The sequence below is a fragment of the Streptomyces sp. 11-1-2 genome (assembly GCF_003595545.1).
In the GTDB taxonomy this organism is placed as follows: domain Bacteria; phylum Actinomycetota; class Actinomycetes; order Streptomycetales; family Streptomycetaceae; genus Streptomyces; species Streptomyces hygroscopicus_B.
The window spans coordinates 2,607,656-2,620,206 of sequence record NZ_CP022545.1 but is presented as its reverse complement, the minus strand read 5'-3'; the positions used below and the strand labels follow the sequence as shown (position 1 = coordinate 2,620,206).

Below are 12,551 nucleotides of genomic sequence, written 5' to 3'. Positions count from 1 at the left end.
AGCGGCCTACTTCCCCGGGTCCTTGAGGCCGACCGAGACGAGGTCGATGCCGCCGGTGTACGCGTCCGACCGATAGGCGCCCGCGATGTTGGCGCCCGGCACGAAGATGTACTTCTCGTAGGCGAGCGGCACGATCGGAGCCTGCGACATGATCTGCTTGTCGAGCTCGCCGTACGCCTTGTTGGCGGCACTCACGTCCTTCATGGCCGCGACCTCGTCCATGCGCTTGTTGATCGCGGCGTTGTCGATCTGCGAGATGTTCGTGTTCGCGGTCGGGGTGATGTTGCGGCCGTCGAACAGCGGGGGCAGGAAGGTCGCGCCCGAAGGCCAGTCGGGACACCAGCCGGTCAGGGCCAGATCGTGCTGCTTCGATGTGCTGGCGATGACCTCGTAGAACGTCGAGGTGTCGATGTTGTTGATCTTCACCTTGATGTTCAGCGGCTTGAGCGCCTCCTGGATCGCGACCGAGATCGCCTGCTGTTGGGGCACCGGGCGGGTGTCCAGGGCGAGGGAGAACCCGCCGGAAAGACCCGCCTCGGCGAGCAGCTTCTTGGCCTTGGTCCTGCTGTGCGGGTAGCGGTCGTAGTCGGTGCGGCCGAGCATCTGCGGCGGCTGGATCGCGGTCCCCCTGGCGGCGAGCTGTCTGCCGCCCATCGCGGCGACGACCGAGTCCTTGTCGACGGCGTACGCAATGGCCTGACGCACCCTCAGATCGGACAGGTGCTTGCGCGTGGTGTTCATGCCCAGGTACGTGGTGCAGCCGTTGGGGCCGGACAGGGTGCGCGCCTTCAACTCCGGCGTCTGCACGCGGGAGAGGGTCGACGGCTGGATGCTCGCCGCGATGGCGTCGGCGTCCGCGCCCTGACCGGCGAGCATGCGCTCGTCAATGGTGGCGGAGTCGAGACCGAAGGTCCACTCGAAGGCGTCCGGCTTGGCCGCGCGGACCTGGTCCGTCGACGCCTTCCACTGCGGGTTGCGGACCAACTTGAGCGACGAGCCCTGGGTGTGGCTCGCCACCTTGTACGGGCCGGAGGCGATCGGCTTGGTGTCGAAGGCGTGCCCCGCGCCGTTCCCCTTGGGGAACGGGGTGAAGTTCGGCATGGTCAGCGCGCTCGGGAAGTCCGCGAAGGACTTCTTGAGGTGGAAGACGACCGTCTTGGAGTCCGGCGTCTCGATCGAGTCGAGGCCTCCGGACTGGTACGGCCCCTTGTAATCGGCGGGCGCCTCGATGAGCTGCTTCGGATACGGGGAGCCGCCCATCTCCGGGTCCCAGGCCCGCTCGATGCCGAACTTCACCGACGTGCTGTCGATGGGGGAGCCGTCCTCGAACTTCAGCCCGTCCTTGAGGTGGTACGTCCAGGTCTTGGCGTCGTCGGACGGGGTGCCCAGGTCGGTCGCCAGGTCCGGGACGACCTTGGTGCCCTTGGCGCCGGGTCCGGCCCCGAAGGTGGTCAGGCCGCGGTAGATGAGCCGGTAGAAGTTGTTGACCCCGCCGTCGAACCCGAGCCCCGGATCGAGATGGGAGAAGTCCGAGTTGGCCAGGAAGTGCACGGTGCCACCGGTGGCCGGCTTCCCGCTCCCGGGTCCGGCACCGTCGGACGAGGCGTTCGGCCCGCCGCTGCAGGCGGCGAGCATCAGCGTGCTGAGTACGGTCACGCCGGTGAGCGCGGTGGATCTCCTCATGGGGCGTTCCTTCGGTCGACGATCTCGATGAATGCGGTCAACGGGTCCTGACCCATACGCGCATGGCCTCGGCCCTGCGGTTGCCCCACAGGAAGTAGGGGACGAGAGTCACGGGAACGGTCAAGGGCGGTTCTGCGACAGGGGGTTGTTCGGTGATCTCCGGGTAGAGCTCCGGCGGCGCGGTGGGCGCGACGTCCGCGGTGACCCGGACGGCGACCTCTCCTGGTAGTCCCTCCGGCGCGGACGCGAGTTCGGCGGCGGCCAGCCGGTCGGCCGGGAGAACGAGGTCGTCCACCGGGGCGGGAGTGTCCTGCTGCTCGACGCAGTGGACGAGTGGACCGCGGGCGACGGCCACCGCGCCACGGGTCGCGTCCAGGTACGGATGCGAGGCGTGGCCGCGTACCGGCATCGGCAGATGCAGCCGGAGCTTGTCGCCCTGGGCCCACTGCCGTTCGACGGTCAGCCAGCCGTCCTCGGCGGTGACGGGTTCGCCGTCGAGCGTGACGCCGCGGGCCCAGCCGGGGATCCGCAGACTGATCGCGTAGGGGCGGCCGGGGGCGCGCTCAACGGTGAGGCGCACGTCGCCGTCCCACGGGTAGTCCGTCGTGACGCTCACCGCGAGGGCGTCGGTCTCGATGCGCGCCTCGGCGTACTGGGCGACGAGCAGCATGTCCGGGCGCTCGGCGGCCACGTAGTCACCTAGCTGCGCCATCCACCGCACGATGTTGGGCGGGCAGCAGGGGCAGCCGAACCACGGCCGGCGCAGCGCCTCACCGCCGGTCTCGGCGCCGCTGCGCTGCTCGTGGTCGGGGCGGCGCTGGAGCGGATTGTCGTAGAAGAACGCCGTTCCGTCGGCGGACAGGCCCACGGCGTAGGCGTTGAAGAGCACGCGCTCGTAGACGTCGAGGTACTTCGCGCCGCCGGTGGCGAGGAACATCCGCCAGGCCCACTGCATCAGGGCGATGGCCGCGCACGTCTCGCTGTACGAGCGCTCGGACGGCAGTTCGTACCGGTCGCCGATGGCCTCGTCGGAGTGCCGGCTGCCGAGGCCGCCCGTGAGATAGAGCTTGGTGGCGACCATGTCGTCCCAGATCCTGTCCAGAGTCTCGAACAAGGTTCGGTCGCCGGTCTCCAAAAAAACGTCGGTCGCGCCGGCGGCCAGATACGCCATGCGGACCGCGTGCCCCGTGACCGTGGGGAGGTCCCGGAAGGGCAGGTGGTCCTGGAAGTACTCGGGCGGAAAGATGCTGTGCCGCAGGTTCCCGTGGCCGCGGCGGTCCACGAACAGGCGGGCTTGGGTGAGGTAGTCGCGGTTGCCGGTCTCCCGGTACAGCTCGACCAGGGCCATCTCCACCTCGGGGTGCCCGCAGATGCCCGCTTCGCCGCCCTCGCCGAAGCGGCGCACGACGAGGTCGGCGAAGCGCACGGCCACGGCGAGGAGCCGGTCGTCGCCCATGCGGCGGCGGGCCGCGACGGCGGCCTGGATCAGATGGCCGAGGTTGTAGAGCTCGTGCCCCCAGGCCAGGTCCTCCCAGGGCTTCTTGGCCGCCGCGGCGTCCTGGAGAAAGGAGTTGAGATAGCCGTCCTCGGCCTGGACCCGTTCGAGGAGGCCGACGACCTCGTCGAAGAACTCCCGGACGCCGGCGTCTGTCCGGCCCGCGCCGATCTCGTACGCCAGACCCTCCAGGGTCTTGTACAGGTCGGTGTCGAGGAACGGGTAACGCCCGCGATAAGGCGGAGGCTCCTCGGCCAGGAGACGGCTCAGGTTGTCGAGATTTCCGGCCGCGCGCAGCTGCTCGATGGTGTGCGGAATCGTCGACCGCACATTGCGGTCCTGCCAGTGCCGGAGCAGTCCGCTCGTCAGGCGCACAGAGGAGAGCGGGGCAACGGCGCCCGCCTCGGTCCGTACGGCTCCCGCTCGCCCGCCTGAACGTGCTGTGACCTGCTCCGATGTCATGGGCCGCCTCCAGTGGTATGTGCTATTGCACTGTGCAATAGCAGTGCGGTGCAGGGCTGACCTTAGGGGCTCGGTTCGAAGAACGGCAATGGTTGTGCCGTGGAATTTACGTGGCGTCGGGAGGGGGAAGAAGTGGCTCGGACACCGGAGGGTCGCGCGCTGCGCTGAGGTTGTGAACCCCTTGGCCGAGTAAGGGGAATGTGACATAGTACTGGCGTGACTAAGCGACTGACCTGCGATGTTGTGGTCGTTGGGGCCGGAATGACGGGTGCCGCATGTGCCCTGTACGCGGCCCGGGCCGGCCTGCGCGTCGCTCTGGTGGACCGCGGCCCGGTGGCCGGCGGCACGACCGGCGCGGGCGAGGGGAACCTGCTGGTTTCCGACAAGGAACCGGGTCCCGAGCTCGACCTCGCGCTGTACTCCGCCCGGTTGTGGGCAGAGCTGGCCGCCGAGCCCGGGATGAGCGCCGCCATCGAGTACGAGCGAAAGGGCGGGGTCGTCGTGGCCGCCGCGCCACAAGGGCTCGCCGCGCTCGAAGACCTCGCAGTCGACCAGCGTGCCGCCGGGGTCGAGGCGATCCCCGTCGCGGCCGACGAACTCCCCGGCCTCGAACCGCACATCGCGCCCGGTCTCGCCGGCGCCGTCCACTACCCGCAGGACGCGCAGGTGATGCCGTCCCTGGCCGCCGCCCATCTGGTGCGCGCAGCCCGGGTGGCCGGCGCCGGACTGCATACGAGGCGGACCGTCACCGCGGTGCTGCGGACCGCGGCCGGAGCCGTGCGCGGCATCCGCACCGACCAGGGGGAGATCCACGCCCCGGCGGTCGTCAACGCCGCCGGCACGTGGGGCGGCGACGTGGCCGCGCTCGCCGGCGTCCACCTGCCCGTCATGCCCCGGCGCGGCTTCGTCCTGGTCACCGAGTCCCTGCCGCGCATGGTCCACCACAAGGTTTACGCCGCCGACTACGTGGCCGACGTGGCCAGCGACTCCGCTGCCCTGCAGACCTCGCCGGTCGTCGAGGGCACGGCCGCGGGACCGGTCCTGATCGGCGCGAGCCGCGAACGGGTCGGTTTCGACCGGTCCTTCTCCCTCCCCGTCGTACGGGCGCTCGCGGCGGGCGCCACCCGGCTCTTCCCCTTCCTGGAACGCGTCCGCGCGATGCGCTCCTACCTGGGCTTCCGCCCGTACATGCCGGACCATCTGCCCGCCGTCGGGCCGGATCCCCGCGTGCCGGGGCTGTTTCACGCCTGCGGGCACGAGGGCGCGGGCATCGGACTCGCCCCCGGCACCGGGCAGTTGATCGCCCAGGTGCTGAGCGGCAGGACCCCCGACCTGGACCTCGCGCCGTTCCGCCCCGACCGTTTTCCAGAGTCATCAGAGTCGTCAAAGTCTTCCGATTGGCCCGGGTTGCCCGAGCTTCCCGAGAAGGAGGGGCAGTGAGATCCCGTACCCCGCTGGACCTGGTCGAGGCCCGGCCAGGCCTGGCCTTCAGCGTGACCTTCGACGGCCGGGAGATCGAGGCGCTGCCCGGCCAGAGCATCGCCGCCGCGCTCTGGTCGGCGGGCGTAACCTCCTGGCGCTCGACCCGGAACGAGGGCCGGCCGCGCGGGATCTTCTGCGGCATCGGCGTCTGCTTCGACTGCCTGGTGACCGTCGATGGACGCCCCAACCAGCGGGCCTGTCTGCTGCCTGCCGAGCCGGGACAGGTGATCCGTACGCAGGAAGGGACCGGACACGATGAGCGCTGACCCACATCTCGCGATCGTCGGAGCAGGCCCTGCGGGCCTCGCCGCCGCGCTGGCCGCCGCCGCCGGTGGCGTACGCGTCACCTTGATCGACTCGGCGGCCGAGGCGGGCGGACAGTTCTACCGGCAGCCCGCGCGGGCTCTCGGCGCGCGCCGCCCGCAGGCGCTGCACCATCAGTGGCGTACCTGGGAGCGACTGCGCGACGGGCTGGCCTCACATACGGCGGCCGGACGCGTCACGCACCTGAAGGGCCATCAGGTGTGGTGCGTGGAGCGCGAATCGCGCACCTTCATCGTGCACGCGCTCAACGGCCCCGGACAGCGGGATCCCGCCGCCATACGCGCCGACGCCGCGATCCTGGCTACCGGCGGCTACGAGAAGGTGCTGCCGTTCCCCGGCTGGACCCTGCCCGGCGTGCTGACCGCTGGCGGCGCCCAGGCCATGCTCAAGGGCGGACTCGTGCTGCCCGGGGGACAGTCGTGGTGGCCGGCACCGGACCGCTGCTGCTGCCCGTCGCCACCGGACTCGCCGCAGCCGGCGCGAAGGTCGCCGCGCTCGTGGAGTCCGCCGCCCCGAGGGCGTTCCTCCCGCGCGCGAGGACCCTGGCTGCCCATCCGGACAAGCTCGCCGAGGCGGCTCGGTACGCGACGGCGCTGCTCGCCCACCGGATTCCCGTCCGCGCCCACCACACCGTCGTCGCGGCGCATGGCACGCAGCGGCTGGAGGCCGTCACCGTCGCAGCGCTCGACGCCGACGGCAGGGTCCGACCGGACACCGAGCGGCGTATCCCCTGCGCCACCCTCGCCATCGGCCACGGACTGCTGCCGAACACGGATCTAGCCCAGGCGCTCGGCTGCCGTATCGACGGCGATCGCGGGGGAGTCGTGGTCGACGAGGAACAGCGCACCGACGTTCCCGGCGTCTGGGCCGCCGGCGAGACCACCGGCATTGGAGGCTCGGCGCTCTCCCTCGCCGAGGGGCACATCGCCGGACGCTCCGCCGCCGCCAGGCTGCGTGCCACCGAACCCGACCCGGACAACTGGGCGGCCGCCGCCCGGACACGCGGCCGACTCCGGCGCTTCTTCACCGCGCTCGATGCCGCCTACGCCCCAGCGGCCCACTGGACCGAGCAGGTCACCGGCGACACCGTCGTCTGCCGCTGCGAGGAGGTCCCGGCCGCGGCGGTCCGCGAGGCGGTGGACGGGCTCGGCGCCGGCGACGTACGCACCGTGAAGCTGCTCACCCGCGCCGGTATGGGATGGTGCCAGGGCCGGATGTGCGAACGGGCCGTGGCCGCGCTCACCGGCGGTGAACAGCCGCCCGCGAAACGGCCGTTCGCCTGCCCGGTCCCGCTGAGCGTGCTCGCGCGGGCAGGGGAACCGGCCGAGACCACGGACGGCTGACCACCGGAAGCGGCCCCGTCTCCGCTCCCGTACACCTCCGCACGAAGCGTTCCGCTGCCTGGATACTGGTGGCACATCACACGGCATGGAAGGAAACCCGATGGCCGCCCAGCGCACCAGCGCCAAGACCGCAGGCCCTGCTCTGCCCACCCTCGGGGGACGCGGAGCAGCTACCGCGAGCGTGTTCTGGACGCGCTGCGCGCCGCGCTGATCGCCGGTGAACTGCGCCCGGGCGAGGTCTACTCCGCACCCGGACTCGCCGCGCGCTTCGGCGTCTCCGCGACGCCCGTGCGCGAGGCCATGCTCGACCTCGCCAAGGAAGGCCTGGTCGACACGGTGCCCAACAAGGGCTTCCGGGTCACCGCCGTCTCCGACCAACAGCTGGACGAGTACACGCACATCCGCGCCCTGATCGAGATCCCCACCACCGTCGGGCTCGCCTCCACGGCGGATCCCGTCGCGCTGGAGGCGCTGCGGCCCATCGCCGGCGAGATCGTGACCGCAGCGGCCGCCGGCGACCTCATCGCGTACGTCGAGGCGGACCTGCGGTTCCATCTCGGCCTGCTCGCCCTCGCGGGCAACGCGCACCTCGTCGAGGTCGTCAGCGATCTGCGCAGGCGATCCCGGCTGTACGGCCTCACGGCTCTCGTGGAGGAGGAGAAGCTTCAGGCCTCCGCCGAGGAGCACCTGGAGATCCTCGACGCGCTGCTCTCCCGCGACGAGTCGGCCGTGCTTGAAGTGATGACTCGTCACATCGGGCACATCCGCGGGCTCTGGGCCGAGTAACGACATAGCTCCGGGCCGAGTTGAGACCGCTTCGGGCCGAGTACGGACAGACGGCTCCGGTACCCGCACCCCGGCGGGGTGCCCGGCACCGGCGACCCCGGGTGGCCCGCGATGCCCGGCGGCGACGCCCTTGAGGCCCACCGCGAAGCCCTCACCATCGTGGGCGCACAGGCGGTCTACCTCCGTACCCGGAAAGCGCCTCGTGACCAGCCCCTGCTGGAAGAAGCCATGCGGAGGCCGGCTTCACGCGCAAGGACAAGCAGTCAGGCCTGTGGGAACGTCCCAAGCCGGTCGGAAAGCTGACGGCCCCGTCGAGGTCGACCTTCTCATCCCGCAACCAGCTCGCCCCTGAGATAGCCCTGCTCGGAAAGTGGCCGCCATCACGGGGGTATGCCCCGATGCGCTGTCGCCAACCTGCAAGCAACGCCCTCTCTCTCGCACGGGAGAGGAGGGCGTTATTACGGTCCACATGGGGACAACAGTGGTCAGGCGAGACGGCCCGTGTCCGACACGGTCAGCTCGCGCTGAAGCTCGGCGAGCATGGACAGCGGGCCGATCGCCTTGAGGACCTTCCGTGCAGACGAGGGGCGGGACACGGACCGATGGTCTCCGTACCCCGCCCGCCGCGTGCCGCCGGGCTACGGTTCCATGTCGGCGCGTTCGGCCGCTGTCAGCACGGTGTCCCGTTCGGCGGGGTCGAGCCGACCCGCTGCCTGCCACTCGTCCGCGAGCGCCCGCACGGTGCGCAGGAACGCCGCCCGGTCCCGGAACGGTGCCTGCGCCCAGAGCCGGTCCAGGTACGTCTTCCCGTCGCCTGAAGGACCCTGTTGGTAGATGTGATCTGGGTTTTTGTCGGTCAGGCCGCGTGGCTGAGGACGAGCTGTTCGTAGTGGGAGACTCGTGTGGTGCCCAGGGGGGTTCCGGTCCACCAGGCGTCGAGTCGGTAGAGGTTGAGTGCGGCTGCGGTCAGGACCTGGGCCAGAGAGGTTTTGGCGAGGCCGCGGTAGCGAGTGCGCCGGGTGCCGGTGCGCCGCACTGCCTGCGAGATGGTGCCCTCCACCCCGGCTCTGGTGTGGTAGCGCTTCTTCCATTCCTCGGTCTGCTGTTCTGCCCGGCGTTGTTGGAGGAGTTCGTGCTCTTCGCGCGGGAGCAGTGTCAGGACGCGGTAGGCGGCTGTGGTGCAGGTGTCTTTGGCCGGGCAGTTGGTGCATCCGGCGCCGGAGAAGTCGATGTGGATGCGGGGTTCGCCGCCGATGACGGTGTCGGTCCAGCGGGTGCTGATCCGGCCCTGCGGGCAGGTCGCCTGCCGGGTCTGCCAGTCGATGCGGAAGTCGGTGGCGGCGTAGCCGCTGCCCTGCAGGGCTGGTCGGCCGCCGGCCTGCCTGACCGGCCCGATGACCTCGATGCCCAGTGCACGGGCCTGAAGGATGATCTTCGCGCTGGTGTAGCCGCCGTCCACGTAGTGTTCGGCCGGCTTCAGACCCCGCTCGGTCAAGGACTGGAGGACGGCGGCGGTGAGCCGGTGATCGTCCGTCGTGGCCGGTGTGGTGGCCGTGCACGTGATCAGGTGGGGGAGCCCGTCGTCGCAGCTCTCGGTGAGATGCGTTTTGTAGCCGTCCCAGGCGGATCCCCGCTTCACCCCGCAGCGCGCGTCCCCATCGTGCGGGGAGACGATGCGTGCCGCTCCCGGCGGGCGTTGTTTGTGCCCGCGCCAGCGCACCCCGCGGGCGTCGCGCTGGTACTCCTGGGCCCACACGGTGCGCAGGAGCACGACCGCTTCGAGGCCGGCGAGGTGGGCGGGGGCCGTGGGATCGTCGAGAGCGTCGAGGAGTTCGTAGCCGTCGCCCCCGACGTTCTCGGCGAACGCGGTGCGCTCGGCTTCTCCCTTGGGCAGCCGGTAGGAGTCGGCGCGTTGCCGGTAGCGCGCGAGCCAGTCCGCGTTGACCGCGTCGGTGCCGGCCAGCCAGGCGGGGGCGGCCACCGCCAGGGCCTCCAGGGCGCAGCGCATGGTCTCGGTAACGAACTCCAGCCGGTTCAGGTCACGGATGCAGGCGATGACGTGGGTGGAGTCGGTGCGGGCCCGGCCGCCGGCCCGCAGCAGGCCCCGTTTGCTGCACCGCGCGAGGATGGCGTCCAGGATCTGCTGTTCCAGGCCGTGGGCGATCAGCCGGTCCCGGAACTCGCTGAGCACCGAGAAATCAAAGCCAGGATCAGCGAGTTGGAGGCCGAGGGCGTATTTCCAGTCGATCCGGCCGCGCACGGCATCAGCGGCCTGCCGGTCGGTCAGCCGCTCGGCGTACTGCAACACGCTCACCAGCGCCAGCATCCCCGGAGACACGGACGGACCACCTCGATGTGCGAACGCTGTCACGAACCGCTCGCTTTCAAACACCGCCCCGAACTCGTCCCTGATCCGCATGGCCAGACACCCGCGCGGGAACGCAGCACGGGCGACCCTGGCCGTGGACTCAGGCACCGCAGGCGCAGGCAACGGACGCATCGACATGATCTCCCCCTCGGCCCCCAGGAAACAGACCCGACAACGAGCAGTGTCCACCGCACCCGAAGGTCATTTCAGGTGAACCATCACATCGACCAACAGAGTCCTGAAGGGTGTCAATATTCCGATCAGGCTGCTGAGCTGGGCTTTTCCTGTGGATGGTGAGGCAGTCGGAGTGGCGTGGTGTGGTACTCGTTGAGCAGTCCGCCAAGTACCTGTCGGCGCCTGACCGCAGCAGCGGGCAGGGGAATGACGTTCAGGTCGTCGTCAGGTGCTCGCAGGCCGAGGCTGCGGTGGGCTCGTCCGGCGTTGTAGTGCTCGGCGTATGCGGTAAGGACCGTCCGCAGGTGTCGTTCACCGGTGATGAGGAGCCGGTCGGTGCACTCGGCGCGGGCCGTGCGTATCCATCGTTCAGCGAAAGCGTTGGACCGGGGACTTTGCGGCGGAGTCGGGATGACCGCTGTGCCGTTGCCGGCGAAGACGGAGCCGAACGCGCCGCTGAACTTGCTGTCCCGGTCCCGGATGAGAAACCGGAAGCACCCAGCCCTCTCCCCGAGGTCCATGGGCAGATTGCGGGCGAGTTGGCGACCCATGCACCGGTCGGGTGGGCGGTGACGCCCAGGACATGGACGCGCCGGGTCTTGATCTCCATGACGAAGAACACGTAGAGACGCTTGAGGAAGACGGTCTCCACGTGCATGAAGTCGCAGGCCAGCAGCGTGTGGGCCTGTGAGCGCAGGAACGAGCGCCAGGTCTGCTGGGAGGCGCGCTGCGGTGCGGGCGGCAGGCCGGAGCGGCGCAGGACGCGCCGGATCGTGGCGGCGGCAACCCGATGGCCGAGCCGTCGCAGTTCACCCTGGATCCTGACGTATCCCCAGGTCGGGTTCTCTGTCGCCAGACGCTGGATGAGCGCGACTGTCTCTTCCGGCAACGGTGGCCGACCGGGGCCGACCGCCGTCTGGCGCCACTTCCAGCGCACCAGACGCCGGTGCCAGGTCAGTAGCGTGCCCGGAGTGACCAGCCGATAGCGGCGCAAGGCGGATGGCAGGTGCCGGGCGAGAGCGGAGAGCACGGCACGGTCAACCCATGAGAGCCGCGGCCGCTCGACCTGCCGGCGCAGCACAGCGACCTCATGACGAAGCACGAGGATCTCAGCATTGTTCGCGGCGGTCGACCGGCCCAGCAAAAGAAGGCAGCCCAGCAGTCGGCAGAAGATCAGGTAGAGCAGTCGCAGACCCACGATCACTGATCATGCCCCTACTCGGGCGACCACAAAGCCCCAGGTCAACCACCGTACGGCAATAAAGACACCCTTCACGCCCGTCAGGCTGGCAGAAAACCAGACCGAAGAGATCTGACGGATCGGCGGTATGGGTGCGGGTCGTTGCTGCGTGGTGTTCGAGTGCTTTGATGACGCGGGGTGAGAGGGCGACCCAGTTCTTGCTGGCGCGGGTTTTGGGTGTGGTGATGACCAGGCGGGCGTTGTTGACGGCGGAGAGCGCGTAGCGCACGTAGAGCGCCTGCTCCGGAAGATGGACGTCGGCCCAGTGCAGGCCGAGCGCGGCCGGGCCACTGGTCCGGCTCGCCACCGCCGGTGTGCCGGAGGCGGAAGAACTCCTCGACCGGTGGGCCGACCACCTCTCTGTGGGACTGCTGAATCTCCATCAGGTCGCCGCACCCGGATTGTTCATCCTGCACGGCGACGTAGTGGCCGGCGGTGACGAACTGCGCCGCAGGATCGAACATCGGCTGGCCGAGCGGGTCCCCGCCCATCCCGCGGGACCACCCGCCATCGCGTTCACGGCCCTGGACGACGACGCCACCTTGCTCGGCGCTGCGGGCCTGGTGCCATCGCGGAGATTGACCCGCTGAGCCCATGTGGCCTGCGGCCCGGAGCCTCCGCGGCGGGACCGCGGAGAGAGCGACGAGCTCTGCCGCGAGCTGTGAATCGCCACGAACACGTGACCGTGCAGGAAGCCCCTCCGGGGTTCCTGCACGGAAATCGCATGCTGAGCGTGTTGAATCCTCGTTTGCGCGTGTTCCAGGAGGATAGCTTTCCAGGGAAACTCGATCAAAGCGCACTACTGTGGCGAGGCCTCGATGGCGGAGAATATTCCAGTCTCCCGACAAGAAATCCAGGAAAAGATCCGAGAGTGCATCGCTCAGGAACTGCGGCTCCCACCGGAGCGGGTGCACCGCTCCGACCACCTGATCGACCTGCCTGGCGGTTCGTCCACACAGCTCATCCGCACGATCGCCAGACTGGAGGAAGAATTCGGCATCCAATTGCCGAAATACAATCCTCGCTGGCTGACGACCCTTGAGACTGGGGCCGAGCGCATCGCCACGACACTGGAATCCGCAGTCGCCCGCACGGTTAACGGGGCCGAGGAGGAAGCGGAGTCCAGGTAGCCAGCGTATTCGCCACGACCACCACCCATACGTCGGGAGCCGTCGAAGGTAACGTCCCTCGCAC

The 12,551-nt window shown here is 69.7% G+C and carries 7 protein-coding genes and 3 pseudogenes; 6 read left to right on the top strand and 4 right to left on the bottom strand.

Annotated features, from left to right (window positions below):
- Positions 1 to 6 precede the first annotated feature (6 nt).
- On the bottom strand, positions 7 to 1,683 hold the full coding sequence (locus tag CGL27_RS10860; RefSeq protein WP_119986220.1) for an ABC transporter substrate-binding protein: 1,677 nt from the start codon (positions 1,681 to 1,683) through the stop codon (positions 7 to 9).
- Between the two features lie 37 nt (positions 1,684 to 1,720).
- Positions 1,721 to 3,640, bottom strand: a complete 1,920-nt coding sequence (locus tag CGL27_RS10855) for a beta-L-arabinofuranosidase domain-containing protein (protein ID WP_119986218.1) — start codon at positions 3,638 to 3,640, stop codon at positions 1,721 to 1,723.
- Positions 3,641 to 3,856: 216 nt separating this feature from the next.
- Here CGL27_RS10855 and CGL27_RS10850 point away from each other — a divergent pair, with 216 nt between their 5' ends.
- From CGL27_RS10850 to CGL27_RS10835, 4 genes and pseudogenes are all read left to right on the top strand, one after another.
- Complete coding sequence (locus CGL27_RS10850) at positions 3,857 to 5,080, top strand: FAD-binding oxidoreductase (RefSeq protein WP_119986216.1); 1,224 nt, start codon at positions 3,857 to 3,859, stop codon at positions 5,078 to 5,080.
- A complete protein-coding gene (locus tag CGL27_RS10845) occupies positions 5,077 to 5,388 on the top strand; it encodes a (2Fe-2S)-binding protein (RefSeq protein ID WP_240450458.1) in 312 nt (103 codons plus the stop codon). The genes CGL27_RS10850 and CGL27_RS10845 overlap by 4 nt, the downstream gene beginning before the upstream one ends.
- Positions 5,378 to 6,789 (top strand): annotated as a pseudogene (locus CGL27_RS53090) (NAD(P)/FAD-dependent oxidoreductase). Before CGL27_RS10845 ends, CGL27_RS53090 begins: the two are co-directional and overlap by 11 nt.
- Before the next feature lie 100 nt (positions 6,790 to 6,889).
- Positions 6,890 to 7,575: pseudogene (locus tag CGL27_RS10835) on the top strand (GntR family transcriptional regulator).
- Between the two features lie 856 nt (positions 7,576 to 8,431).
- On the opposite strand, the gene CGL27_RS10830 reads toward CGL27_RS10835, so the two are convergent.
- Positions 8,432 to 10,081: an IS1182 family transposase gene (locus CGL27_RS10830; protein ID WP_119986212.1), complete on the bottom strand. Its 1,650-nt coding sequence runs from the start codon at positions 10,079 to 10,081 to the stop codon at positions 8,432 to 8,434.
- A gap of 122 nt (positions 10,082 to 10,203) precedes the next feature.
- Positions 10,204 to 11,315: pseudogene (locus CGL27_RS53450) on the bottom strand (integrase core domain-containing protein).
- A gap of 332 nt (positions 11,316 to 11,647) precedes the next feature.
- Here CGL27_RS53450 and CGL27_RS10820 point away from each other — a divergent pair.
- Positions 11,648 to 11,947 carry an ROK family protein gene (locus CGL27_RS10820; RefSeq protein ID WP_119986210.1) on the top strand — a complete coding sequence of 100 codons (300 nt, stop codon included), beginning with the start codon at positions 11,648 to 11,650 and terminating at the stop codon, positions 11,945 to 11,947.
- A gap of 228 nt (positions 11,948 to 12,175) precedes the next feature.
- Positions 12,176 to 12,487 (top strand): acyl carrier protein, encoded by a 312-nt coding sequence (locus CGL27_RS10815; protein ID WP_119986209.1) that lies wholly within the window; start codon positions 12,176 to 12,178, stop codon positions 12,485 to 12,487.
- The last annotated feature ends 64 nt before the right edge of the window (positions 12,488 to 12,551 follow it).